This is a genomic window from Algoriphagus alkaliphilus, assembly GCF_900103735.1.
GTDB classification, from domain to species: Bacteria; Bacteroidota; Bacteroidia; order Cytophagales; family Cyclobacteriaceae; genus Algoriphagus; species Algoriphagus alkaliphilus.
The window spans coordinates 92533-119530 of record NZ_FMXE01000014.1 but is presented as its reverse complement, the minus strand read 5'-3'; the positions used below and the strand labels follow the sequence as shown (position 1 = coordinate 119530).

Here is a 26998-nt window from a genome sequence, read left to right as displayed (position 1 = left end):
GAATACTACACCCAAGAGAAATGGGTTTTGATGTACATCGAGCGTTGGCTGAAAGCCGATGTTGTGAAACAGGGAACAGGAGTGACTGAAAGACGAGAGAAGGGTACTCCTCAGGGAGGGGTTATCAGTGGACTGCTAGCGAATATGTTTCTCCACTTCACCTTCGACAAGTGGATGGCGAAGTATTTTCCGAAAATGCAGTTCGAGAGATACTCGGACGACATCATTGTTCACTGCGTAAGCAACAAGCAAGCAGCATTCATGAAAACCCGATTAGGGGAACGACTGAACGAGTGCGGACTGTCAATGAACGAAGCAAAGACAAAGATTGTCTGCTGCCGAAATGACCGAAACAGGGAAAACCCAGAAGCGGCATCCTCATTTGACTTTCTGGGTTATTCGTTTAAGCCCCGTTATTGTCCGACAAAAGATGGGCTGAAACTGATCACCGCTGCGTGTATGAGTGAGTCTTCTAAGACCTCAGTCAGGGATAAACTCAGAAAATTTTCGATAAGGAAATTCAGAGGAAATATCCAAGAACTGTCATCTGCTATCAATGTCATGTTAAAAGGCTGGATTAACTATTACTGCAAGTTCCATAAATGGACTACGGTAGGATTGTGGTTTTGGCTGAACAGGAAATTGATAGAATGGAAGATGGCTCAGAAACGGAGACTGGGTAAAAGGAAGGCTATCAGGTGGTTGGTAACAGTTTACCGGGGAAAGCCAAATCTTTTTGCTCACTGGCAACTGGTACCACCAACTCTTGGTAAGAAAAGGAGGCCTAACTTTGGAAGCGTCCGCCGCGGCGGAGAGACTATCACGCACGGTGCTGTGAGAGGTTTGGGGTGAAATTCCCCTTACCTACTCGACTTTTGATTCAACTTTTCAAAATTCTAAACTTTGGAAAAGATTTTTAAACCAAACCCGCTTTGGAAGCTAAATGAATTAATGCAGCAACATTTTTTGCTTCAAACTTGATCATCAGATTTTTGCGGTGAGTATCCACAGTAGTGGCACTAATAAATAGTTTTTCGGCTATTTCCAGATTTGTTAAACCAGCCGCAATCCATTCAAGGACTTCTTTTTCCCGTCGGGTTAAAATCGGTAAATCCTTTTCAGAATGGCTTCTCAAACCTTGGACCGCTTCAAAACTCAAATAGGTTTTAAAGGCTTTTGCCGCTTGAATAGCCTTGAGTAATTCTTCCTTGCTGGCATTTTTTAATACATATCCACTTGCACCATTTTCAATCATTTTCTCAACAAAACTTCGTTGGTTGAAAGTGCTGAGCCCAAGAATACGGATTCCGGGATAGTGGCTTTTAACCTCTTTGCAAAGCTCAATTCCCGACATTCCAGGCATACTGATATCCATCAAAATCACCTCAGGTTCCTGCCGCTGAAGGAAAGCAAGGCAAGATTCACCATTGGTGGCATGCCCCATCCATTCGATATCTTCCTCCTGTTGAAGTAGAGATCTGATTCCTTCGATGACCATGTAGTGGTCGTCTACGATAAAAAGCCGCGTTTTCATGGAATTTGCACTTCAATATGTATGCTGCTTCCCTTTCCCGGGGCGGAGTCCAAGGTGACTTTGGCATTGAGGTATTCGAGCCGGCTTTTGATATTGGTCCAGCCAATTCCTGTACTGAGTAACATTTTTGAATGCTCAAAACCCTTCCCATCATCTTCTACATCCAGCAAGATCAGATTTTCGGTTTTTGTGAGTTGTACCAAGGCTTGTTTTGCCTCAGCATGTTTCAAAATGTTATTCACTAGTTCTTGGATGATTCTGTACAGTGAAATTGCGATAGTTTGATCGATTAGCTCATCCTTTAGCCCGATCGAAATGTATCGGAGTTGAATGACACCGCTTAAATTGATGTCATCAAAAAAATCTCTCAAAGCAGAATCCAAACCGAATTTGATCAGATTTTCAGGCATCAAATTATGGGCGACTCTTCTCATCTCTGAAATGGAAGTGTCTAGCATGTCCAAGCTCCGTTCGAACAGCTGTGCATTTTCGGGGGTTAATACTAGGTTGCCCTTCATGGTTTGAAATGAAAATTTAATTCCTGAAAGCATTCCACCCAAGCCATCGTGCAGGTCTTTTGCCAGTCGACTTCGTTCTTGTTCTTCTCCTTTCAGCACAGCTTCTGTTGCGGTGAGTTGTTTTTCTGTTTCAAGCTCTTTTATTTTTTGGATTTGGAACCGCTGTTTATGCTGGTTTTTTCGGATGACCAGCAGAATTATAGTTGCTAGTGAAGCTGCTAAAAGGATCAAAATCCAGATGGTGAGCTTTCTTTTTTGAATGATAACCTGCTGTATCGCATTTTGAGCTTCCAGCTGGAGAATTTGGTTTTGTTGTTTTTCAGATTCGTATTTCTTTTCGAGTTCGAGGGTTTTGCCTTGGATTTCTTCATTGATCAGCCTATCTCCCAAAAGCTCTGATTGCTTCATCGCCTCTCTGGCCCGAGGAATATCCTGCAAGGCAAAATAGACATTGGAAAGTTGCAGGAGAGACTTCTGCCGTTCAAGAGCGTACTTGGTTTCCGAAGCCAAATCCACCGATTTTTTTCCCAGATCTAAAGCAGAAGACAGATTTTTTTTGTAAAGCTGAACGATACTCATGCCCCTCAAGGCAATGATTTCTCCTTCTTCAGATTCAAGTTTCCGGAAAATCTCTAATGCGTTCCTGTAGGATTGCTCCATATTTGGATAGTCATTCGTCTGATCATAAGAGTCTCCGAGATTTAACAAAACGGTTCCCTGCATGTTGAGATCATTGGTTTCGTTTCCGATTTGTAAAACTTGTTGATACATGGAAATAGCTTCAGCAGCTTTTCCCAATTTGGAATAGGACAATCCAAGGTTATTCATTACTGTTCCGATCATTCGTTGATCTCCGGCTTTTTGATAAAAATTTAAGGCTTCCATGCCCACTTCAATTGCCCGGTCATGCCATTTTAAATCAGAGTAAAGCACCTGAAGAAGATTTAAGATAAAGCCCTTCATGCCTTCATCACCGATTTTTTCGAAGATCAACTTTCCTTGCTGATAATATTCCGCGGCCGTTTCGTAGTCAGAAAGATAGCGATAGACAGAACCTGAATTAAGCAAGGCTTTTCCCAGATTAACAGAATCCCTGATCTCCCGTGCAAGCGCAACCGCCTTCAGATTGTAATAAAGGGAGGAATCAAATTGACCCTGAACATTAAGAATATAGGTGTAATTATGGGCAAATTTGATCTCCCCGGTATGGTATCCGATTTTTTGACTAAGGTTTAGGGCTTTTCGATAATAGCTTTTGGCAAGTTCTGGCTCCGTGTTTTCATATTGTTGACCGATTTGAATGTAAAGTCCTACTTTAGATATTTCCTCCTTGGCCTTAGGCAAAAGTCTAAGCAGGCTGTCCAGATCCAAAACCTGTTGGCCAAAAATGGACAAGGGAAACAAGAGGAAAAGGAAGAAAAGCAATCTTTTCATCGGAAGTCTTGGGATTTTGTTTAAAAGGGCCTAATAATCTACTCAAATCCTTCAAAGAATCCGCTGGTAGCAACAGCAATTGTTTCTCCCAAACCTATTTGGTTTTTTCCCCGCAATACATCCCTGTTTTACAGGATTTTTCGAAAAGAAGAAATATCCTGTTTTTACAGGATTTCGGAATTGCGTTGCCTCTCCTAGGTTTATTTTGATTTTAATCTAATCCACTCCTCCTATGAAAGCCTTGATGATACCAATTCTCGTTTGTTTCCTTCCATTTTACATCATGGCTCAAAAAAATGTGATTCCAGCTTCGCGAATTCCAGCTTTGAATCTTTCGCTACCCGATGGTGCCAAACAGGACAAGCGATTTCTAATCACACTAGCAGCAGCAACCCTGCTAGAATCGGAAGTTCAGGATCCCAAAATTAACCTCACTGATGTTGAGGTATATTTCCTTCCACCGGCTTCACAGTCTGGATTTAATGGGGATGTTCTATTGAACAATCTGGAAAAATCCGGTTTTCAAATTCTCCCAACCAAGGATGAGAAAATGGCTTGGTTGATGAAAGGAGCCACTACATTTCTGATTTATTTCTCCATGGATAAATCAGAAACCAGTTTTTATTTGGCGAAGTCCAATATGCCTCCCAAAGCTCAAAATCAAGGAACAACTGCTCCTACACCAGCGCCAAACTCACAGGCGGGAGCCATGACTGTTCCAGCACATATTCCACCTTTGCCACCTGGTCGGTCAGCTACAACTCCGAGTTCGGTCCCGACTCAGCCTCAATCTTCAGCGCCAATACAAACTGCCCCCACTGAGAAGCCCTCGCCAACCGTGCAGAAACCCTCATCTCCCCCTCCAACTTTTTCAGGTTATCAATTTAGCACCAGCAATTTTGATGACGGCTGGATTGCCAGTATCCAACCGGATGGGGTGGTAGTGCAAAAAGGCGAGACAAAAGTCTATCTGTTTTTTGTGCTTCCTTATCAGAGCGAAAACTTCTCCGGAACAGGTGTGATGGATCGGGATTATTACTGGGACAATCACATTACTCCGCTTTTCAAAACAAGCTCTAAATCCTATCAGGACGGAGGGGAGTTTATCAGTTCATTGCAGCCAAAATACGTGGAAGGCTGGGGGCAAGATCCTCAAACAGGTCAACGACGCTTTATTGGAATGTTTCTCACCGTTTCACCCAATGCTGCTATGCTTACGGTGGCCAGTTCTTCTGATGAAGCAAACTTTAGACAGACCTTCCCGAAAGCTGCTGATCGTTGGGATTCAGACCTTTTAAGGATGAGTAGCTACAATAAGTTTGCTGTGGGCCCAAATGACCTGAATGGCACCTGGCAAAGTGGCGGATCTCAAATGACCCAATGGTATAACACTGTAACAGGAGCGTATGCCGGAGCCACGTTTGCGGCTTCAAGTGCGACCTTTTCCTTTTCCGGAAACACCTATTCCAGCATCCACAATGGTGCAACAGGAGCGGTAGGAGCGATGAATACCTTTCAACAGGAATACAAAGGAAACGCTACAGTCACCAATTGGAGTATCATAATGACGAATCGTTACCAAGGAAAAACCCAGCAGTTTGATGCGCATTTTCAAGCGGTGAGAGGTGGGCGATTACTTTATTTAAATGATCGGTCAGGAGGGGAATATACACTTGTGAAAATCAAGTAACTTAATTTTTGCCTTTTCCCTTCCCTTTTTGTGGTTCAGCCACTCTGCGGAGATCTTTCATAGGCTGGGCCTTTCCTTTAGGCTGGGGCTTAGTAGGATCTTGGACAGTAAGTTCTGGTGCTGGTGATGGTTGGATATCTAGTATAGACAATATTTGAATAATCTCATCATTGCAAGAGGCAGAGTTCGCTTCGTAAAGGAAACCAGTGGTTTCATTTGAATTTGAAAGTGTTATCATAAATATCAAATTATACTGAGGATTGTTATGGGCTATTAAAGTTCTAAATATAATCCACCCTTCTTGTTCAATTTTCTCAACAGGGTAATGGGTGAAATTCTGGGATCTCAGTTCGTTGATTTTTTGACTCCCTAATTCAAGAAATTCCTCTTCTGTGTCTATGATGGTTTGGGTCGTGGGAAAAAAGGCTATCCTACATCCGGGGTTGGCTGGATTGAATAGGACCAGATTGCCGGAAACCTCTGCAACTTCCCAATGATCGGGGATTTGGTAGGTCAGGATTCCGAATTTATTCTGGGCGAAAAGATTTCCGGTGAGTACCAGAATCAGGCAGGCAATGGCAAGTGTTTTCATAATGAGAGTGGGTTTTTGATTTCCCAATTATTCCCAATTATCTCCTGCCTTTCTATCCCTTAAAAGGAGGATTTTTTTATGATTGGATTTTGATTTATAAAATATTTTGTCAAGGCAAGCTGGGCATTTCCAAAAATCCCCTTTTTACAGGATGTCGGGACAGGTTGAGATCAACTAGCTTTCCCATGTTATCAAAGGCTCTTCCAACCCAATTTCTGAGCAATGAAAAATCTGACTCTAGCCGCTTTAATGATCTTCTTAGGGCTTTTTCTGTTTGATCCTGTCAAAGTTTCAGCCCAGGAAAAACCTCCCACCAAGGAGGAACTGAAAAAAATGGTGGAGGAACTGGATCCTGAGGAGCTGGAGATGATGAAGAAAATGGGAATTGACGTGTCCCTACTTGGCAAAATGGACTTATCCGATGCTTATAATGAAGATGAGGGGAAAGATTTCCCAGAAAAAGATGAGGCCCGAATTGCACAAGCTAAAAAAACGACTCTAAAAAGTGCTGAATTGGCTCCCTATTTGGCAAAAGTTCATGCGGGAGTTTCCTCCAAATTTGGATTAAAGGCCACATCCAATGCCCAAGAACTTTTTGCCTTGGCCGGATCTCCGGCAGAAAAAGCACAACTGGCAAATGGGCTTTGGATGTTCGGTTCTACCGCTTATGCGATTTTGGTGCTGGGAAATGCACTCAAGTCTGAACCTCAAAACGCCGATTACCTGAATAATTATGCGGCATTTTTGACAATGGCAGGAGCGGAGGAAGCTGCGCTTCCAATCCTGAAGTACCTCAATTCGACGTATCCCAAAAATAGCACCGTGTTGAATAACATGGCTCAGGCCTGGTTTGGATTGGGAGACATTCTAACGGCCGAAGCCTACATCGACAGCACACTGATGCTCTATCCCGGTCACTCCCAAGCCAATTTGACTAAAAGTGTCATCGAGGAGAAAAAAGGAAACAAAACCGCTGCTGCCTTAGCCATGAAAAAAAGCATCAAATCCGGATATAGTCCTGAGAAAGAAAAAAAGATCAAAGACTTCGGCCATAAAATCACCCCAAATGATTTGACGTTTTACCCACCCCTGAATGAAGACCCGATGGGTCTGGTGCACATGAATTGGCCTAAATACCCTAAAAATGTCTTTGAAAGTGAGGTATTGGAGAAAGAGTGGATTGCCTATCGAGAAGGTATAAGTTGGATGTCTGATAAGATCTCTGCAAAGATGGATATGCTTTATGAGCAGTTGGAAGAGGAAATGGATAAGCAAATGGAAAGTTTTGTTCCAATGGGTCAAAATGCAGAAGGTTCATTCACTCAGTTGATTTTTTCTCCTAAGATCCGCGCACTTCAGGAATACTATGAGGGAGAAAACGGAGAATTGGAGGCCAAAAAGTACGATGAAATCGTGGAAGCGGGTTATCTCCTTCAGGAAAAAGCCAAAAAAATCGAAGATGATTATGGAGACAAATTGGCTGAATTGACTGAATCCATGGGGGATCGTATCGGAGAGGGTTCAAGCAAGGCAGACATGGAGGCCTATTGCCAATCAATGAATCAAATAAAGAGTGAATACCTGAGGGAAATCAATGACCTTTTTGAAACCGAAAACTTAAAATCCATAGACTATTGGAAAAAGTCGCTAAGCTGGAAAATGAATTACTTTCAATTCAGTTTGATGCCAGATCAGTTTGAATGGGAAAAACTCAAAGCACACGGGATTTGGCTAGGAATGATTAGTGGTCAGGAAGTCCGGTTTGGCAATCCCTGCGTCTATGTGGATGATGAGGAAGAGGAAGAAGCCGAAACGGGCGAGCTGGCAGATTTTTACGAAATGACCTGCACGCAAAAAAGCGTATTGAATTTAGGGGTAGGCACCATCACTATTGAATGCAACAAGATGACCACCAAACTGGACTCGAAATTTTTCAAATACACGGTCAAGGAAAACATGGATACAGATCAGATAATCAAAGGTTCGGTAGAGTTCGGCTTTGATGCTGACTTGGCGGAACCCGCCAAATGGGGACCGGTAAAGGCTGAATTGAAAGGGGAGATTTATGGGTTTGTTGAATTTGATGCAAATGGAATTACTGACGGAGGGGTGAAAGTTGGTGCCAAAGCAGGGGCAAGTACCAATTTGGTCAGCGATTCCAATTCAAAGGCTTCTTTAGGTTTCGCCGATGACCAATCCTCCACCTTTGTCGGTGCAGAAGCACGATGGGGCTGGAATAGTGGGCCATCTATGGAAGGAAAAGGAATTCTTAGAGGACTATCTACCAAATAATAATCAAGTAATGGAAACCTTCATCAAACGCTTCGTTTTTTTGCTCTTTTTCTTTTCTGCAAGTACCGCTGGAAAGTCTCAGGACTGTGATCCAACTCAGCTCGCCACCATCCCTGGAACCTTTAAAGCTGGCATAGCCGGTTCGGTTCAAAATGTTAGCAAAACGGATCTGGTTAAGGAAAAGGAAACCCTTTCAAAAATTAATCAAAAAATCTCTTCCGATTTTTCTCCGGTCGGTATGGAGATAACCTATTCTAATGCCTTCGGATACAATGAATTTTACGGAAAAAACTGGGTTGCAGACCCCTACATCTATTCATTATATTTCTTAAGGTATGTATGTGGAACCAGTGCCAAAAACAATAGGAATTATCAACCTGAAATCTCCAGTAATACCCAAGTTTATTTTCAAATCAACAAACTCTCCGGCCAGGGAGGAGGAATCGAATTGTTTGCTGCCGAAATCCCCGATGATCGGGAGGAAAAATATTTCAAAATAAAAGACTGGCCCGAAAGAATAGAGAGTGGGGTCTATCAATGGATTATAACTGAACCTCAGGGAAAGGAAACGCGAAGAGTATTCAATTTAATCATTACCAAGAATGATAAACTACCATTCCGGGCTTTGACCAAAAAAGAGTTCATTCTTTTTCACTTGCCAGGGATGAATCGGTTTTTAAAGGAACTGGAGCAACTTCGAGTCCCAATTGACCCCAAAGCAGATGAGGAGAGCGCAGTCCAATATCAAATACAAACCCAACGGATTAATGAACAAAAAAAGATAATCGAAGATTTTGAGGCCTTGTTGACCGATCTTTCTCCGGAAGAACTCGAGGAACCAGCGATCGTCGAAAAGGGTCAGAGTTGGTATGAATTTCTGGGTTTCAAAAATGTTGGCGATACTAATATTCTACATCTAGTGGTACCTGATATGGGTTATTTTGATAAAAGTCTTCCGAAGTGGAGACCTCAATTTTTTTGTATCAATTTCTTTTATGAAACTAAAATTCAGGTCTATTTGACCAATATCAACTCATTAATAGATGATTTGGATATTAAGTTTTTCCAATCCTTGCTTGAAAAACCTTAACCCATCCATACCATGAAACTACTTCTTTATATCTGCTTTCTGTTTTCATTTTTGCCACTGTTGGCTCAACAAAAAACTCCCATCTCACCCTCAAAAAGCAGCATCGATGTCAAATTGAAAGACAGTATTGATGTCAATTTGAAGCCAGTTTATGACCTAGACAGCAACCGCTACGAAGTCATCAAAATCGGGAATCAGTATTGGTTTAAAGAAAATCTAAGAACCACCCAATACCGAGACACGACCCGAATTGCAAGCGGATTGAATGCTCAGGAATGGAAGGAAACCAAACGTGGAGCTAATGCGGTCTATGAGGATAATCCCAGGAATCGGCAAAAATTCGGTCTGCTTTACAATGGCTATGCGGCCGTTTCGGGCAAGCTTTGTCCGCTTGGTTGGCATGTGGCCACGGACAAAGACTGGAACGAGTTGGAGAAGTTGCTTGGAGTACCGGTTTCTGAACTGGAACGAACCGGAGAGCGGGGGGAAATAGCTCCCAAATTGAAAGTTTCAGAAGGCTGGAAAGCCTCCAGTTTCTCAGGAGACAATTCAAGTGGTTTTGGTATTCTTCCGGCAGGTTCAAGGCTGGACAATGGAGAATATACCACCCTAGGCCAATATGGGAATTTTTGGACCTCGACCGTTTATGATGACCGCTATGGTCTGCTTTACCTCTGGAATCACCACGCGCATTATAACACCAACGCCGTGGGAAGAATCTATACCCTAGCCACCAACGGCTACTCTTGCCGCTGTGTCAAGGACCCTGAAAAACCTGAACCCAAACCCGCAAAAAAATGAAAAAGCTCCCTTTAATTTTCATCGCTTTACTAGTTGGTTTATCCTATGCTCATGCCCAGATCAGGGTAAGAACCACCAAACCGGTAACAACTCAAGAAATCACCAAAACCAATAAAATAAACACTTCTGGAACCAGTTCTACCACTCTTGGATCTACGAGTACAGTGTCGCAGCCACCTTCGATAACTCCCCAGCCGGATTCTTTTCATCCTCCCTACTATGTTCAAAATAATTATGCCAAACGCCTTATTGAAGTTAATCCCACCTCAAGAACCTTCGGGTTTTATGCAGTGGATTACAATGGTGATGGAATAAAAGATATCGCCTACAAGGATTTTTACCTGGATGATGTTTTAGGTTGGTTTTTTCAGAGTTCGGATGGCTTTTCCATTCAATATAAATCTGCTCACGAATGGTCTCTTTATAGTTCAATAGGGTTGCTCGGCTATTTGACGGTGGAGGCAGATGTCAATGGAGACCGAAGGCCCGATCTTATTGGAGCAAGTCCGGCACATCGAAAAATTGGGATGATTTCTTCTATTGCGCCATTAACCAATACTGGATTCCCAAACTATCAATTGGCAAATTCCCAATTGTACTCGGATCTCCCTGCGCATTTCAGCGATCAGTTTCTCACTTTTCCAGGCGATTATAATGGTGATGGACTTGGAGATATGGCCCTGTGGTTTCACCAAACCGGTGAATGGCAAATCGCACTTTCCAAAGGGACTTTTGTTGATTTTACACCAAATGCCTGGATCAGCAATTGGGGACTGGGAATTTCCAATGCTCAACCCGTGACGGGGGATTTCAACGGCGACGGGTTTACCGATATTGCGATTAGGGACAACCAAAAAGGAACCTGGTCTGTGGCTTTAAATAATCGAAATCAGACCTTCAGTCCGGTCAATGGCTGTGAAGGCGAATTTTGGATGCAAGGTTGGGCAACGGATTTCAATATGATTTTTCGCTCAGGAGACTTCAATGGAGACCGCATTGATGACCTCGTCTCTTTTCACCCGGAGACAGCAACTTGGCAATATGTTTTGAATATCGGGAATTGTTTTCAGGGCTTCTCCAAGCCACTTGTCATGGGAGATGTGAATACCTATCCATTAGTCACTGATATGAATGGAGACGGAAAAGCGGATTTGATAGGCGGTAATATTGGCCCGGTGAGCAATCTATCCCTTGCAATTCTTCATATCTCCCTAAATACCGGACAATAAATCGTGTGTTTATGAGACTTTCGCTCACCCTTCTTTTCTTGATTTTCTCAGCGGCACTTTCTGCCCAATCAGCCCAATCATTCGATATCGTGACCTTTTCTCTTGCCCCCTCATGGAAAAAGGAAGCGCAACAGGATTGGCTGGCGTATCGGATAGAAAACCCTGCGAAGAAAACCTACGCGAGGATTTTGCTCTACCCCAGTTTGCCTTCTTCCGGGAATCCCGAGACTGATTTCCAGAAAGAATGGAATGACCTGATTGTAACTCAATACAAACCGGGAACGACCATTAATGAGAATCTTTCAGATTATAAAGATGCTTGGAAGGCGAAGATTCGGGTGGCTCCTTTTCTACACAATCAAGTGAACCAAGCAGTGATTTTGTTGATGCTAACCGATGGAAAAAAGAAAATGAGCTTCATTTTCCTAACCAATTCCGAAGAGTTTGAAAAAGACTTTGAAGACTTTGGGAGTTCATTGGTGTTTGGGTCTGCGCCCCTTAAGACGACAATACCACTACAAAACATGGTGAATAGCCCAAATACTTGGGTGCAAATTGATAAAATGGTTGTTGACTAGAACCCCCTTTGATGAGCCAAAACTTAGCCCAAAGCAAATGAAAACCGCATTGCTCCTTGTCCTTTTAATAGTTGCACCGTTTTGGGCATATACCCAAAGCTCATGCGACCCTGATCAATACACCTTAGCTTGGTCGAAGGCTACGGATTTTTATGAAAGGTCTGGACCGAATCAGGTCAACAAGCAACTGACGGCCAATTTTGATTCGAAAAAAATGCAGCCCAGAATGGGTACTGCTCTTGGCTGGCTTCAACGGAAAACTCAAGGATTGGCAGGAGCAATAAGCACCTCTTCTTACCAGAATTTTTATCCGGGCAATTCCCATCCTGACGCACTTTACACCAACGCTTGGTATCAGGCTACCGGAAGATTGGGGTATTATTATTTGAGAACCAGTAGTCATTATTTGACCTGTGTAGACAATAACCCCATCGAAATTCCCGGCCCTGCCTGGATAGACATCCAGTTTAATTATTTCAATCAATTTGCAAAACCAGTCCAAACCACCGACAAAGAAGGGGTGATTGTTCCCGTACAGTTAGATGGCCGTCCTGTTTTTTCGGTTCCTGAGAAGCATTCATCAAACGGCAGGATCGACAATTATGAGTTTCCGGGGGAAGTTCCTGATTATGTAGTCGATTATTCAAGGATGTGGTTTTACCATGCCTTTGTGCTGAGAAACAGCGACAAGCCACTTTTTATTTCAGTCACCCAGCGTGACTATTTGAATTATTACCTTAAGCAAATGGAGCGGTTTTATCTGGATTTCAAAAAGATCCTCGGGCAAAGTGTTCCTACAAATAGTCTTCAGGATATTTTGGCGGAAAAAGATGCAAGAATTGCCGAAATCAAGCGGTTAACTGAGGAAGGTGCCTATGGATATTCTAAAGATAATCTGGCTAACCGACTTCAGAAGGCAGAGGAATTTTATCAAACCAAACTCGAGGAAGAGAAAAGTAAAACTTCCGGAGGTAATTCTGAAGTGGATCAGGAATATCAGGAAAGTGTACGTCTGATTGAAGATTACCTTAATTCAGAGCCGGAATCAATTCTATCCAAAGCTATCAGTGAAATAGAAACCAAACCAACTCATGAAATCAGTTTAACTGCGTCAGTGTTGGAGAAACTGAAAGCTCCGAAACCTGAACGGGGATGGAGCAAAAACACGCAATTCGCATTTATCAATCCAGAGTATTTTGACAAATCCTTGGCCCCGGATGTACCGCAATTTATCGCAGTAGAGATTACCAATAATGAAAATCGGCACAAACATCTCAATGAACTGGCATACCGATTAAGAAAGGATTGGGACTTTGCTGAGCTCCTGCAACTTCTCGGAAATACGGGTCCTCAGACCTTTTTAGCAACTGCCGAAGCCAAACCTAAAGGAGGCGATAATTTCCTGGACAAATTAGATGAACTTACCCCTTTGGGTTTTGTACTTCCGCCACTGAGCATGCCAATGGGCGGGATGCTTGGTGACGTTTTTCCCAAGCGATCTTATTCCTCCCAAAAGCTCACAATCCAATTCCCCGAACGCTCGCCCGCACTTGATGCACTTCCAAAAGATCAAACCCAAGCCGAATACATCAAGTACCTGGAATCCTTGAAGACTTCGGTTGAAGGAGCGATGTCTGGGCAAAGCCTTTCTGCTTCAGATAATTTGGTGAAGACCCAGAAAATCAGCACATCGGAAGATTACTCAAGGAATGCGATCGGAGTTTGGCTTTCGGGTAATCCTTCTATCGCTCTTCATTTGCATAGCAAGGCTTCACTGGTAGATCCTGAAAATGGTCTTTCTGCCAATAATTTTGCCGTACACCTTCAAAAAAGCGGGTACCCCGAAAAGGCTTTGCCGATTCTAAATTATTGGTTGAACCGGTACCCCGAAAATTCCCTGGTATTGGGCAATGCGGCCAGTGCATATTATTTCTTGGGAGATATCCAATCAGCAATGAAACTGGCCCAAAAAACAGTGGAGCTTGATTCACTTCATCCAAATGCCAACAAAATACTTGCCTTTGGGCATTATCGTGCAGGGAATAAAAAACTATGTGCGGGTGCTTTGGGCCGAAGCCTCAAGAGCTCCTATGATGAGGAGGCCGTAGCTTTACTCCAGGAGGTAGATCCGGATTGGGATATTTCAGACTTGATCTATGAAGGCCGAAAAAAGAAATCGGCCCTAAAGCTTTTGGATGAGTTCAGGCTTCCTGCACCGATCTCTTCCCTTGATGAAGCTGAAGATCAAGCCGAAACCATCGAAAAAGCCTTGTCGTCGATTGCCGGAACTTTGGAAGGTATTCAGCGGCAAAAAGAGAAAAATGAACAGGATCCCACCAAAGCACCTTTTGATTTAAGCAGGATTGCACAAGCGGTGATGAATCAGGGTTCTTTTACCGAGCTTCAACTTTTGGCTCAAACAGTGGTCACCGAGAGCTGGAATACCTACCAAAAACAATACGGGGAAGAAGGACAATACCTGGAGAAAAAACTCGAGCAGGATTATTCAAATTTTCAGGTTGCCTTGGGGGAGATCATGAAGAAGAGAAACCAGCAAATGGCTAATCTTCAAGGCGGAACGCCGGAAGAGGAAACCAAGCTCATGCAGATTCAAAAAGAGGCGTGCATGGCACAAAATAAGATTGTGAATGACTACCTGAACGCAACCTATCAAACTATCCGGCCTTTTGCTTCCCGAATGGAACTCATCAGTCGGGAGCATTTCAACACCCTGGCATATTGGATGCCGATCTGGATGCAGTCGACTGAGGCAGCAGATGTTTTGGGGCTTCAGTACAATTACTTACAGGACATACGCAATATTTTGGTCCAATACCCAATTTACTTCCCTCAGGATTGCGATATATTTTCAACAGATGAGGAGGAGGAAATACTTGGTCCTTTGATGGTGTGGGAGGATAAGTTTTGTCCCATCAAATTCGTGGTGGGAATGGGTGTGGCTAAGGCGGGACTCACCTGCAATACCATCTCCATCAGTGGTGGAGAGGGGATACAGGGAGAGATTGAGTTCAAACTGAATGAAAATTGGGATTCGGTGGAAGAAATTACAGTTGGAGGTGGCATAGGTGCCAGTTGGAATTTAGGTGCAAGAGGAATTTTCGAAGTGGAGGCTGGAGTGGGCAATAAGGGCTATTTGAAATTTGGTCGTAATTCAGCCACGAAGGAATGGATGTACACACCTATCGATATTGGGGCAAAAACTGAAATCAATGCAGTAGGGAAAGTCGCAAAATACGAACTCGAAGTCAAGGTAGTGGAAATGTCCATTGGTCTGAGATCGGGAGTGAAAGCAGATGGGTTGATCAGTCAGTTACCGATTTTAAAATAGTTTGTTATGAAAGCAAGACTTCGTGTATTGAGAGGCAAGGGAATGAAATTCCTCTTTGAAACAATCATTTTATTTAGTTGGGCGGGTATCACCTATGCCCAGACACCTTGTGAAAACAATCAGATTATTCCGGTGTGGAATAGATTGCAGGATGTTCAAAATATCTACGGACCAAACTATCAGTCTGGGCCAAAAGCATTTCTTACGGCTGGATTTGAGCGCAAAAAGATGACTCCTAATCTGGAAATTGGGATCAACTGGTTGAAAGGGTATTTCCAGAGTATATCCGGTTCTAGATATGCAGATTTCAGTTTTCGATACCTGAAGGGGTTTACTCCGGAGGAGAATTTAAAAACCAACGAATGGTATCTTTCCACAGGTCTGGTAAGTAGTTATTCCACTCGGATTTTGAGTCCATATGTCTTGTGTTCAGAAGGGAAAATGAGGGAATTGGATGGGCCATCTTTGATTGATATTTCTTTCAATCGACTAAATCACCTTGCAGAACGGCTTGTGGTTAGTGTTAATTCCATTGACTACCCTTATCTTATTAATGAAAAACCAGTATATAAAATCCCCAAGATAACCCGAAGTCAGGGTAGGATAGATTACTACCGTTATCCCGGTTCACCACCCGAGAATGTAACGAATTTTGCCAACTGGGATTTTTTGGATGTTTACATCCTTCGCAATTCTGACAAACCACTGTTTATTCCATTTACTCGAAAAGAAATTCTTGAAGCGAAGGTTAAGGATCTGGGTAGAATTTATGAAGAAAGGAAAAAGCTGATCATTGAATATACCCAAATCAGACCAGAACATGAATTTGACCAAGAACTTGCAGATCGAATAGCAGAGATTAAAAAAAACACTGCTGAAGGCGCGTGGGGTTATTCCAAAGAAAATATGGAAAATAGAATCCAATTGGCCACAGAAAATAACCGGCTTGCCAAAAAGGAGGAAGCTAATAAATTGCACTCTGAGCTCGATGTCCTCGAAGAAGATTATAACGAGTCAATTCGAATGATTCAGAATTACCTTGCCAATCAGCCTGAATCTGTATTAAACAGACCTGTGAGAGAATATTTTTCAGTGACTTTCGGAGTAGAAATGGTTGACCGGATGCTCGAAGAATTTGACAGGGATTTAACTGATAGTGACTGGGGAAATAATACCGTAATGGCCTATATCAATCCGGACTATTTTGATACCAAGGCGCCCTTGGATGTGCCTCAATTGATCACCGTGGAGTTTGTCAACTTGGAAGGTGCACATAAGCATCTCAATGAGGTGGTGGATAGAATCAACCAAAAGATGGACTTCAAAGCTTTGCAGGCGCTTTTTCCCAATGTAAATATGGCAGGTGCGGGACCTCCTATTTCCCAACCCATACAGGTAAAAACCAAAAAACCGGGACGCTACCTTGACAAATTGGAAGAATTGGGGCCTGATCCTTATCCATCCTCCCAATCGAAAGCCAATACTGTCACCTTGAATTTTGGGGGCCCTGGATTTAATGCCGCACCGATTCAAGTTAAATTTCCTGAGAAACCTTCAGCCTTGGGATCGATTGCCAATCTTTCGGATCTACTTTTATATGATTCCTTCCTAGATGAGCTCAAAAGTAAGTTTCTGTCCCAACTTACCTCTGAGCAAAAAGGAACTTATGATCAATGGATCCGCGAATATGATCTGAAGACTGTCGAGGATTTTACCCAATTGTCCATGCTCTCTTGGATTAATTCCAATCCCAAAGCTTCCATTTACCTGGACTTTGAAGCAGTAAAACGATTTCCAACTAGCGGACTTGCGGCAAATAATCTTGCCGTCCATTTACTAAAATCAGGTTATCCCGATAAGTCTTTGCCGATTTTAAACTATTGGCTGAAGGAATTTCCGGACAATTCCCTTTTACTCGGCAATGCTGCTACTGCCAACTATTACCTGGGCGAGGTGGAAAAAGCATTTCAACTGGCCAAGCAGACGGTAGAACAGGATTCTCTCCATCCGAATGCGAACAAGATTTTGGCATTTGTTCATCATCGAAAAGGAGAAAAAGAACCCGCAAAGAAAGCCTCAGAACGAAGTCTCGAAGGCAGCTATGACGAAGAATTAGTGGCACTTCTACAGGAAATCGACCCGCAAGCTCCGATAAGCAAAATCATTTATAATGGCAGAAAAAGGCCCTATACTCCTCAGTTGATGGATAAATTCAGGATGCCTGGAGCTATTCAGGGAACTGATGATGCTGAAGATCAGTCCGAAGTTATTCTGGAGGTTCTGCAATCCATCGAGATGACTGTGGCGGCTATTACCAAAACAACTTCGGAAGCCATTATTGAACAAGCGGCCCGTAAAAACATCCGGCAGGTGATGACCCAAGGCGGAATTCCTATTATGCAAATGCTTGCCCAAGCCATATATTTCCAAAGTCTTCAAACCTACCAAGAGGATTACAGCCGGGAAAAGGAACGGTTCTTTAAAAGCTTAAATGAACTTGGTAATAATTATAGTTGGAAGGTGAATACTATCACCAAAGGATATGATTCTGAAATGTCCAAAATCGAAGGTGGTGCAGATTGGGAAGGTGAACGTAAACTTGCTGAGCTTGCGAAAGCAAAATGTGCAAAATTAAATCTTGCCTTGGATGAATATTATATGGAGACGGCACCTTTGATCAATCAAATGGTGGTTAGGCTCGAGTTAATGAGTAGAGATCATCACAGTACGCTTTCATATTGGGCCCCCATTTGGCTTCAATCCAAGGAAGCGGCAGATTTTCCGGGCATCCAGCTAAATTACCTCCGTGATATGCGGGAAATTCTAAATAAATATCCAATAGAATTACCATTAGATTGTGACAGGTTTACTATCAAAGAAGAGGAAGTGGTAAGGGGGACTTTGATGGTCTGGGAGGATCAATATTGCCCGGTAAAGGTTACTGCAGGAGTGGGGCCGATTAAAGGAGGAATTAACTGTAATACGTTTTCGCTCAGCGGAGGGGAGTTTTTGGTTGGGGAAGTGGAAGTCAAAGTAAACCGGGATTGGGACTCGATAGAAGAAGTGACTGTCGGTGCAGGAGTTGGACTTACCTTGGATGTTGGTTTAAAGAATAAAGCAACAAAGTCCGGGGCGGGTTTCAGCGCAGAATTAAGTTCAAAAGGATTTGTAAAGCTTACTAAAGACCCGAAAACCTTGGAATGGAATTTCCGGAATACTGATGCAGGGATAAAAACCGAGGCAACGGTTGGTGCGGATATTGGTCGTTTTGGAGTGGAAGTAAAACTTGCAGAGACCTCCATGGGATTCCGGTCTGGAATTACTTCAGATGGAATGATACCCAAGATGATCGATTCTTTTTAGTCAAGAAAAACTTGTCCAAAGTTCTAAACTTTGGACAAGTTCAAGTTTTGAATGTTTCCTACGAATAATCTCTGATCTCGGAAATTTTTTTCTCCGAAAATCGAAAAATAGACTTTCCATGTAGCCGGATTTCCTGTCCCTTTTTAATTCCATTTTGAAGATCCATTGCCGCGATCGCCCGATAGGAAATATGAATTTCACTTTCATCTTCCCTGTGAGTAAAAAACTCAAGAGTTTGCTTTCGTTCTGAACAATAGTCCAAAGCTTCCTCTGCTTGCTTGCGAAAAGCGTCAAGGCCGTGCAGTTCGTGGGTTTTTTCTCCTGCCGAATAATTCTCAAAAAGGATATCCTCATCCAACACCTCTAGCATTGCATTCACATCCATCTCATTGTAGGCTTCCAGATAGTGATGAACTAGTTTTTCACGTTCGATTGAATTCATAGGCTTTAATAAAAAAGGCTGAAAGTCCCTTTCCAGCCCAATCTCAAATTTCGAATCTCCAATCCGTCAGATCGCCACTGCAGCTTTGATATGTGGGTGAGGGTGATAGCCTACCAACTCAAAATCCTCATACTTGAACCCGAAAATATCCTTCACATTTGGATTGATTTTCATCTTTGGAAGTGGTCGGATTTCACGGCTGAGTTGAAGCTCGGTTTGCTCCAAATGATTGGAATACAGGTGTGCATCTCCGAAAGTATGTATGAAATCTCCCGGCTCCAGATCACAAACCTGAGCGACCATCATCGTAAATAAAGCATAGGAAGCGATATTGAATGGCACGCCTAAAAACACATCCGCACTTCGCTGATAGAGTTGGCAGGAGAGCTTGCCATCTGCCACATAAAACTGGAAAATGGTATGGCAAGGCGGCAGGGCCATGTGATCCACATCGGCCACATTCCAGGCACTGACAATGTGACGACGGCTGTCCGGCTTGGTTTTGATCTGATGAATGAGGTTCTTGATTTGATCGATTTCCCCGCCTTTGCCATCTGGCCAGTGTCTCCACTGATAGCCATAGACCGGTCCCAAATCACCGTTTTCGTCAGCCCATTCGTCCCAGATGGACACGCCGTTTTCTTTGAGCCAGGTGATATTGCTTTCACCTCTGAGAAACCAAAGCAATTCTACGATGATAGAGCGTAAATGGAGTTTTTTGGTGGTGACAACCGGAAATCCATCCGCCAGATTGAATCGCATCTGATGTCCAAATACGCTAAGGGTACCTGTCCCGGTTCGGTCTGTTTTTTTGGCTCCTTCATCAAGGATTCGCCGCATCAAATCGTGGTACTGCTGCATGAATTTTCTGTGGATTTCTTTGTCGGCAAGTTAAGTGATTCGAATAATTTAAAAACAATTTGAGTGCATTGCTTTTTTAAAAAAGTACCTTCATGTCCAAAACCAACTCCTCCTTTTCAAGCGAATGTTCAGGAAATCTACAGCGTTAACTCTTCTCGGATTTGGGATTTTTTTAAGCATCATGATTCTGGTTTTCCCGCCGGTTCCTTCATTCAACTATGACTTTGAACAGTTTTTCCCACAGGATGATCCGGACTTGGCTTTTTACCAACAGTACGAAAAGGACTTTGAGAGCGATAACGATTACCTTTTGATTGCACTTCAAAATCCAAGTGGTAGCCTTACCTCCGTTGATTTTTTGAAAAAAAGTGATCTGCTAAAAAAAGAAATCTCAAACCTCGACGGAGTCGATACTTTGATTTCCATACTTGATTTGGAAATGCCTGTGATCGGACTTTTTGGAATTAGTTTTAACAAAGTGCTGGATTGGGAAAGTGCTGAAAATCTGGAGTATTCCGGGCCTTCTCTAAAACAGTTTGAAGGCTCATTAATTTCAAAAGACGGGCAAAGTCTGCTATTTCTGATCAGAAATAATCCCAAGCTCAGCAAAGAACAGGGAGATACTTTATATCATCAGATTAAGGAAGTCTTTTTACAAAGTGAGCTCAAACCACACGCAGTCGCAGGAAAAATACAGACTCAGGGTGATTTTGTTACCTTGATGCAGGAGGAGTTTAGTCTTTTTTTAGGTGCATCCCTAGTGTTGATTTTAGTGATGCTTGTATTGATTTTCCGGACTTGGTGGGGCGTACTAGTACCTGTTTTGGTTTTGAGCATTGGGATTTTTTGGGCTTTTTCGGTGATTTTGTATTCTGGAAAATCACTCGATATCATGTCTGTGATGCAGCCTACTATTTTTTTGATTGTGGGTTTGAGTGCGCTGGTGCATTATTTCACGCATTTGATAAAAAATATAAGGGTAGGTAAAGTAAAGGAGGAGGCGGTTTACGAGACTTTTCGTGAACTTACTTTTGCGGTAAGTTTAACGATCTTCACCACAGCAGTCGGTTTTTTCTCACTTTACTTCACGTCCATTCCGGCATTGAAAGCATTTGGACTTTGGACTGCCATTGGGATACTTGTTCTCTTTTTTGGGTTGATTGTGATCACCCCCGGATTACTTTATTTATTTCCCATAGCAAAAGCGAAAGCCTTTCAGAAACCTGCAAGCCTATTTTGGCAGCGCCTATTTTCATGGATTATTTTGAAAAGGAAACTTGTGCTATATACATTTTTGGGGATCACTTTGCTATCTCTTTTTTTTGGACTTCAACTCAAAGTCAATGGATTTTTGCTTGACAACTTACCTCTCGACCATCCTATTCAGGAGGATTTTGCTTTTTTTGACGAGCAGTTTGGGGGCTCTAATCCCCTGGAGATTTACCTTTCGACAGGGGATAGTGCCAATTCCCTTTTTGATTACGCGGTACTCCGAGAAATAGAAAAATTGGAAACAAAGCTGACCGAGTCTTTTGGAGAAAGGCAGCTCATCTCTCCGGTAAGTCTTGTCAAATCATTAAATCAAGCTCAAAATCGAGGCAATATTGCTGCCTACAGTTTTCCATCTCAGGGTCAGTTTCTTCGAATGAGCCGGTATTTTGATCAGATTCTCAAATTGGATGGACCGAAAGTGATCAGTTCGAACCAAAAAGCAGGCAGGATCAGTGGTCGAGTAGGTGATTTGGGAAGTTTAGAAATGGGGAAAAAGCGGGCGGAGCTTCTCGACTTTGTCAAAAAAGAAATTAACCCGGACTTACTGCGGGTAAGATGGACCGGTACAGCCTTTCTTATAGATCATGGACACGAATCCGTGACCCGACAAATGTTTCAAGGCTTGCTCTTTGCTTTTGTAGTGGTGGGAATAGTTGCGGGATTTTTATTCAGATCATGGAGACTTTCCTTCATTTTGCTGATTCCCAATGTCATTCCATTGGTTTGGATGCTGGGCTTAATGTATTTGCTTGGAATCGAATTTAAGCTTACTACCTCCATTCTGTTCACAGTTGCCTTTGGGATTGCGGTGGACGATTCCATTCACTTTATGACAAAACTTAAAACTGAATTGGATCGCGGAAAAAATCTGCTATATGCAATCAAAAGAACATTTATGGAAGCGGGTCGGGCAATACTGCTTACTTCGGCAATACTGGTAGCAGGTTTTGCGTTGCTTAGTTTCAGCCAATTTGGAGTCACCCACTTTACGGGCTTGCTGATTAGTTTTACGCTTATTTTTGCACTTTTGGCAGATTTATTTTTGCTGCCCCTGTTGCTTTTTCCTTTGAAGAAGGTATGGGACAAAAAAACCGAATCCAGATCTAAGGATTAAAACTATCCCAGGTAAACGTAGCAGTGACAGGATAATGATCTGAGTAATCAACCTCCCGATGGGTATTAAAATGAACGGGTTTTAGACTGGGATCAGCAAAAATGTGATCGATTCTTAGAAAGAATAGGACTCGATTGTAGGTGAATTCAAAACCCCTTCCGGCCTTTTCAAAGGCATTGACGAGTTTTTCGCTTGTCTTAAAATAGGCGTATGAATACGGAATCTCGTTAAAATCGCCCATTAGAATTACGGGATGAGGACTATTGCTCAGGTGTTCGTAAAGAATGGATAACTGTTGTGCTCTGGCAAGACTGCCGCGGTGCAATTTCCCTAAGGTTTGCCGATATACCAATTTTGCCTTATCGTAATTATCCAGTGATTCGGCCTCAATCGCCATGGATTCCAGGTGGGTATTATATACTCTAATTGTGTCTCTTCCCACCTGAATATCAGCAAAGATCGTCCCGTTGCTTCTTTTGTTGTCAAACACCACTCCTTCGTTTACAATGGGGTACCGAGAGAAAATGATCATTCCAAACGATTTTCTTTTTTCATTCCCGTCTACTATGTGATAATAATGTTCATAGTCTCCATTTTTACCAATGATTTTGATGGCATTTCTTCCAGCAGAGGTATTATCCTGGTAAAACTCTTGGAACACTTTCACGTCAGCTTGGTGATCTGCAAGCCAGGTAAAGACATTGTCATTATCGTCGGTACCCATGTCCCTGTAAAAAAAACCATGGGCATTGTAGGTCAGGACTTTTAGCCCTTTGGCATCTTCATTTCTCGAATTTAGCTGGAAAGAAATAAGGATAAATTTATATCCGATTAGTAGTGCTAGAAGGGGGAAAAAGGCTGATCTTCTCCATGCTAATGCCAAAACGGCAAACAAAAAGAAGTTGCCTATAATAATGACTGGAATTAAAAACGGAAGCAAACCGGCGTAAGCAAATACTTCCGGTGAAAAATAAACACTCGAGAATATGATAAGAGATATTAAAAATACCAGTCCGACTATAAATTTCATTTAGGTTGGGTTGAGAGCATCAAATGAACCTGAACCCAAAAGTGGCAATTTTCGATCCAATTTCCCCATCAATTACAGCAATTGCACTTTAAAGATCCGCTATGGGCAATGAAAAAACGTAACATAGCAGGCTATTCGTCTATCAATAATAAAAAATATCAATTTTAAATTGAATAGTTGGAATGAGACGATTTGGATTAATTTTACGTACTCATCCTTTAAATTAATCATCTACCTAATGAAAAAGCTGTCCAATATTTGGTTGACTACCCTGATCTGCGCAACTTTTTTCGCTTGCCAGCCCAAGGCAACCCAAACTACAGAAGATCAAAATTCAGAAAGCGCTACGGCCCAAGCAGCAGCAGCAGAGCAAAGACCAAGTCCGCTCGAAATTAAAGAAGGTCAAATCGCCGGTAAGACGATTAAAGTTTATTATGGCTCTCCTTCAGTGAAGGGACGTACAATTTGGGGGGATCTTGTGCCGTATAATGTCGTCTGGAGAACAGGAGCAAATGAGGCAACCTATATTGATATTCCCCAAGACATCGTGGTTGAAGGTAAGACTTTACGAGCCGGCAAATATTCTCTCTTTACTATTCCAAAAGAAAGCGGATCATGGACTGTGATTTTTAATTCAGATTGGGAATTGGAACACGGACATTTTCAATATGATGAAAAGAAAGATGTTTTAAGAGTTGATGTTTTGCCTTCTTGGGAATCAACTTCTTCTGAAAGGCTTACTATAAATATCGAGGCTCCCGGCTTGGTAATTCGCTGGGAAAAGCTGAAACTTCCTATCAAGATTCAATAAAAAAGCAATCTTGGGCTCCCTAGTCGAACGGCTGGGGATTTTTTGTGTATTTTTTTATTTAATTCAACTTATGATAAAGTGCTTAAGGCACAAAGTCGCTAGTGTATTTATTCTAAACGCAATAAAGCTTATCTACCCATGAAGTATTTTTCATTCTTTCTGGTTTTGGCCATTACCATTGCTTTAGCGATGTTGGTTTCGAGACCTATAGGACAAATTCCCCCTTTGGCTCCTCTTTTGGATCCAAATCATGGGTTTTGGCAAAACACATTAAGCGAAGATCAGCTTGCCGAGGAAGAAATAAACATTGAAAATCTCAGTGCTCCCGTCGAGGTTGTATTTGACAAAAATCTCATTCCTCACATTTTTGCCCAGAATGAACTAGACCTGTATCGGGCTCAAGGTTATGTTACTGCTCAACACCGACTTTGGCAAATGGAGTTTCAAACAATGGCTGCTGCAGGTCGCGTTTCTGAAATCGTCGGGCCGATTGCTTTAGAACTTGACAGAATGACCAGAAGGAAAGGTTTGGCTTTCGGGGCGGAAGTTGGGTTAAAATATATCGAGGAAAACGATCCCGAAACGCTCCGGCTGGTGGAAGCTTATACAGATGGGGTCAATCAGTATATTTCAAAGCTTTCGGATGCAAGGCTCCCTGTAGAATACAAGATTCTGAATTATCGGCCAGAGCCATGGTCTGCCTATAAATCCCTGCTCCTTCTTAAGTATATGTCAGATATGCTGGTGGGAGATCGGGATTTGGAATATTCCAATCTTCGAAAGATCCTGGGGGATTCTAAATTGAACAAACTTTTCCCCGATTTTCCAACTGAAAACGATCCCGTAATCGAGTCCGAAAAAGTATGGGATTTCACGCCGATTCCAGTAAATAAACCCGACTCCGTTACTTACCCCGATGATGCACTTCTTCTCGATCCGCTTAGTCAACCTGTCGAAGGAACTGGATCTAACAATTGGGCAGTGGCAGGAAAAAAGACTCAAAATGGGAATCCTATTCTGGCAAATGATCCGCACCTAAGCTTGAATTTGCCTTCGCTGTGGTTTTCGATGCAATTGAGTACACCCACCTATACCGTAAAAGGTGCTACCCTACCGGGGGCCTTGGGCGTGATTTCAGGATTCAACCAAGACATTGCATGGGGTGTAACCAATGCGACCAAAGATGCCCGGGATTGGTACAAAATAACTTTTCAGGATGAAAGTCGAAAAACATACAAATTCGGAGATGAATGGATAGCAACTGACTTTCGAATTGAAGCGATCAAGGTAAAAGGGCAAGATACTTTTATCGATACTGTAGTCTACACCCATCATGGGCCTGTGGTCTATGATAAAAGTTTTCGAAGTGAAAGGCAAGACGTGAATTTTGCTTTGAAATGGACAGTCCACATGGGGTCCAATGAGCAACGAACCTTTATTCAAATGAATAAGGCTAAAGATTATGCGGACTATAATGCAGCATTGGATTTTTATGCTTCACCAGCTCAAAACTTCGTATTTGCTTCCAAATCCGGTGACATTGGGATGAGGATTCAAGGTAAATTCCCTTTGAAATGGGAGGGACAGGGTAAATTTTTCATGGATGGAGCTGATCCCAAAATGGAGTGGCAGGGATTCATCCCCAATGCACATAATCCGGCAACCTTAAATCCTGAGCGAGGTTTTGTCTCCTCTGCAAATCAGCATCCGGTAGATCGATCTTATCCCTATTATGTATTTGACAATTCATACGAACACTACCGAAACAGACACCTCAATAGGAAGCTCCGAGAAATGAACCAAATCACGGTAGAGGATATGAAGATGCTCCAGTTTGACGATTACAATCTTCAGGCTGCTGAGGGACTGCCAGTTTTGATTAAACTTCTGGGAACTCATATCACTGAATCTCCGGATGCTGAGAAATACCTGAATGAACTTAAATCCTGGGATTATTTCGCAGATCCAAATCAAAAAGGGCAGACTTTGTATGCGATTTGGTCAGCGGAAACATTTGAAAGTATCTGGAGGGAGTTTATGAATGGCCCTCCGGTGGCCCGGCCAAATAGTTACCAAACTGTGGAATTGTTAAACAAGTCACCCAAAGATTCAATTTTCGATGTCAAATCTCAGGAAGGCATTCAAACGGCGGAATACCATGTTAAAGCAGGATTTGATTCCATGCTTGTAGCGATGAAAAAATGGGAAGCAGAGGAGGGAGATTACACTTGGGCAAACTTTAAAAAAACCACGATACAGCATTTGGTGCCTAATTTTAAGTCTTTTTCCGCATCAAATGTCTACACCGGCGGCGGTTCGGGAATGTTGAATGCAACAGGAAGCAGGCACGGAGCGAGTTGGAGAATGGTTGTGGAGCTTGGACCGGAAATTCAAGCTTTTGGGGTATACCCAGGTGGACAATCCGGCAATCCGGGAAGTAGATTCTACGCTAATTTTATACCCATTTGGGCAAATGGAGAATACCTGAATTTCAATCTAAGATCGATTGAAAATCAAGAAGATGTGCTTTTCAAAACAATACTAAAATAGAATATTTATGAGATTTATATTTTTAACCATTTTGACAGCAATTGTAGTTGTTTTTCTTAACCCAATTGCTCCATTTTGGTTGGTAATGATTGGGATAGCAGTGCTAAGTGCCTTAGTTTATCCCAATGGTATTGGTGGGTTTTTAGGGGGAGGTCTTGGGATGGGATTAACCTGGCTTGGCCAAAGTATCTATTTGGGAATCACCTCTGCAAGCTCCCTTCCTGACAGGATGGGTGAATTGATGGGCTTGGGTTCTGGAATGACTTTGGTTGCTGTAACTGGGATTATAGGATTTATTCTTGGGGCTTTTAGTGGTTTGACAGGGGTTTTATTTCGTGATTTATTGCAAAAGTCCCCTAAAAACGTGTACAGGGGGTAGGCCAATAGCTCTTAAAAAATCCTTTTTTTTTATTTGAAAAGAGCATTTTTATTTTTTCGATTAACACGA

19 protein-coding genes are annotated in these 26998 nt (G+C 42.5%); 13 read left to right on the top strand and 6 right to left on the bottom strand.

The window, feature by feature from the left end:
• On the top strand, positions 1 to 852 hold an 852-nt coding region (locus BLQ81_RS11505; protein WP_245693246.1), incomplete at its 5' end, for a reverse transcriptase domain-containing protein.
• A 64-nt stretch (positions 853 to 916) separates the two neighbouring features.
• On the opposite strand, the gene BLQ81_RS11500 is transcribed toward BLQ81_RS11505, so the two are convergent.
• Together BLQ81_RS11500 and BLQ81_RS11495 are read right to left on the bottom strand one after the other, a co-directional pair.
• Positions 917 to 1534 (bottom strand): response regulator, encoded by a 618-nt coding sequence (locus BLQ81_RS11500; RefSeq protein WP_092730104.1) that lies wholly within the window; start codon positions 1532 to 1534, stop codon positions 917 to 919.
• Entirely contained in the window at positions 1531 to 3486 is a 1956-nt protein-coding gene (locus BLQ81_RS11495) for a tetratricopeptide repeat-containing sensor histidine kinase (protein ID WP_092730103.1), read from the bottom strand. The genes BLQ81_RS11500 and BLQ81_RS11495 overlap by 4 nt, the downstream gene beginning before the upstream one ends.
• Before the next feature lie 232 nt (positions 3487 to 3718).
• On the opposite strand from BLQ81_RS11495, the gene BLQ81_RS11490 reads away from it, so the two are divergent.
• A complete protein-coding gene (locus BLQ81_RS11490; protein WP_092730102.1) occupies positions 3719 to 5176 on the top strand; it encodes a hypothetical protein in 1458 nt (485 codons plus the stop codon).
• Position 5177: 1 nt separating this feature from the next.
• Here the strand turns inward: BLQ81_RS11490 and BLQ81_RS11485 are convergent, their stop codons facing one another.
• Positions 5178 to 5768, bottom strand: coding sequence for a hypothetical protein (locus BLQ81_RS11485; protein ID WP_139183617.1), 591 nt, complete (start codon positions 5766 to 5768; stop codon positions 5178 to 5180).
• A 222-nt stretch (positions 5769 to 5990) separates the two neighbouring features.
• Between BLQ81_RS11485 and BLQ81_RS11480 the strand changes: the two genes are divergently transcribed.
• The 7 genes from BLQ81_RS11480 to BLQ81_RS11450 are packed head-to-tail and all read left to right on the top strand — an operon-like array spanning position 5991 to position 18470.
• Complete coding sequence (locus BLQ81_RS11480) at positions 5991 to 8060, top strand: tetratricopeptide repeat protein (protein WP_092730100.1); 2070 nt, start codon at positions 5991 to 5993, stop codon at positions 8058 to 8060.
• A 10-nt stretch (positions 8061 to 8070) separates the two neighbouring features.
• A complete protein-coding gene (locus BLQ81_RS11475; protein WP_092730099.1) occupies positions 8071 to 9150 on the top strand; it encodes a hypothetical protein in 1080 nt (359 codons plus the stop codon).
• A gap of 12 nt (positions 9151 to 9162) precedes the next feature.
• On the top strand, positions 9163 to 9951 hold the full coding sequence (locus BLQ81_RS11470) for a fibrobacter succinogenes major paralogous domain-containing protein (protein ID WP_092730098.1): 789 nt from the start codon (positions 9163 to 9165) through the stop codon (positions 9949 to 9951).
• On the top strand, positions 9948 to 11180 hold the full coding sequence (locus BLQ81_RS11465) for an FG-GAP repeat domain-containing protein (RefSeq protein WP_092730097.1): 1233 nt from the start codon (positions 9948 to 9950) through the stop codon (positions 11178 to 11180). Before BLQ81_RS11470 ends, BLQ81_RS11465 begins: the two co-directional genes overlap by 4 nt.
• 11 nt (positions 11181 to 11191) lie before the next feature.
• Complete coding sequence (locus BLQ81_RS11460; protein ID WP_092730096.1) at positions 11192 to 11758, top strand: hypothetical protein; 567 nt, start codon at positions 11192 to 11194, stop codon at positions 11756 to 11758.
• Between the two features lie 37 nt (positions 11759 to 11795).
• The gene (locus BLQ81_RS11455; protein ID WP_092730095.1) at positions 11796 to 15107 is read left to right on the top strand and encodes a tetratricopeptide repeat protein; all 3312 of its coding nucleotides are present in this window, start codon (positions 11796 to 11798) and stop codon (positions 15105 to 15107) included.
• 6 nt (positions 15108 to 15113) lie between these two features.
• On the top strand, positions 15114 to 18470 hold the full coding sequence (locus BLQ81_RS11450; RefSeq protein WP_092730094.1) for a tetratricopeptide repeat protein: 3357 nt from the start codon (positions 15114 to 15116) through the stop codon (positions 18468 to 18470).
• 58 nt (positions 18471 to 18528) lie between these two features.
• Here the strand turns inward: BLQ81_RS11450 and BLQ81_RS11445 are convergent, their stop codons facing one another.
• Entirely contained in the window at positions 18529 to 18912 is a 384-nt protein-coding gene (locus BLQ81_RS11445; RefSeq protein WP_092730093.1) for a nuclear transport factor 2 family protein, read from the bottom strand.
• 66 nt (positions 18913 to 18978) lie between these two features.
• On the bottom strand, positions 18979 to 19773 hold the full coding sequence (locus BLQ81_RS11440) for a thymidylate synthase (protein WP_092730092.1): 795 nt from the start codon (positions 19771 to 19773) through the stop codon (positions 18979 to 18981).
• A gap of 181 nt (positions 19774 to 19954) precedes the next feature.
• On the opposite strand from BLQ81_RS11440, the gene BLQ81_RS11435 reads away from it, so the two are divergent.
• A complete protein-coding gene (locus BLQ81_RS11435; protein ID WP_245693245.1) occupies positions 19955 to 22159 on the top strand; it encodes an efflux RND transporter permease subunit in 2205 nt (734 codons plus the stop codon).
• On the opposite strand, the gene BLQ81_RS11430 is transcribed toward BLQ81_RS11435, so the two are convergent.
• A complete protein-coding gene (locus BLQ81_RS11430) occupies positions 22149 to 23189 on the bottom strand; it encodes an endonuclease/exonuclease/phosphatase family protein (protein WP_092730090.1) in 1041 nt (346 codons plus the stop codon). The two genes, BLQ81_RS11435 and BLQ81_RS11430, sit on opposite strands and share 11 nt — an antisense overlap.
• A gap of 238 nt (positions 23190 to 23427) precedes the next feature.
• Between BLQ81_RS11430 and BLQ81_RS11425 the strand changes: the two genes are divergently transcribed.
• The 3 genes from BLQ81_RS11425 to BLQ81_RS11415 all read left to right on the top strand — a co-directional run bounded on the left by BLQ81_RS11425 (position 23428) and on the right by BLQ81_RS11415 (position 26929).
• Positions 23428 to 24000, top strand: coding sequence for a DUF2911 domain-containing protein (locus tag BLQ81_RS11425; protein WP_092730089.1), 573 nt, complete (start codon positions 23428 to 23430; stop codon positions 23998 to 24000).
• A gap of 138 nt (positions 24001 to 24138) precedes the next feature.
• Entirely contained in the window at positions 24139 to 26550 is a 2412-nt protein-coding gene (locus tag BLQ81_RS11420; protein ID WP_092730088.1) for a penicillin acylase family protein, read from the top strand.
• Positions 26551 to 26557: 7 nt separating this feature from the next.
• Positions 26558 to 26929 (top strand): hypothetical protein, encoded by a 372-nt coding sequence (locus BLQ81_RS11415; protein WP_092730087.1) that lies wholly within the window; start codon positions 26558 to 26560, stop codon positions 26927 to 26929.
• The last annotated feature ends 69 nt before the right edge of the window (positions 26930 to 26998 follow it).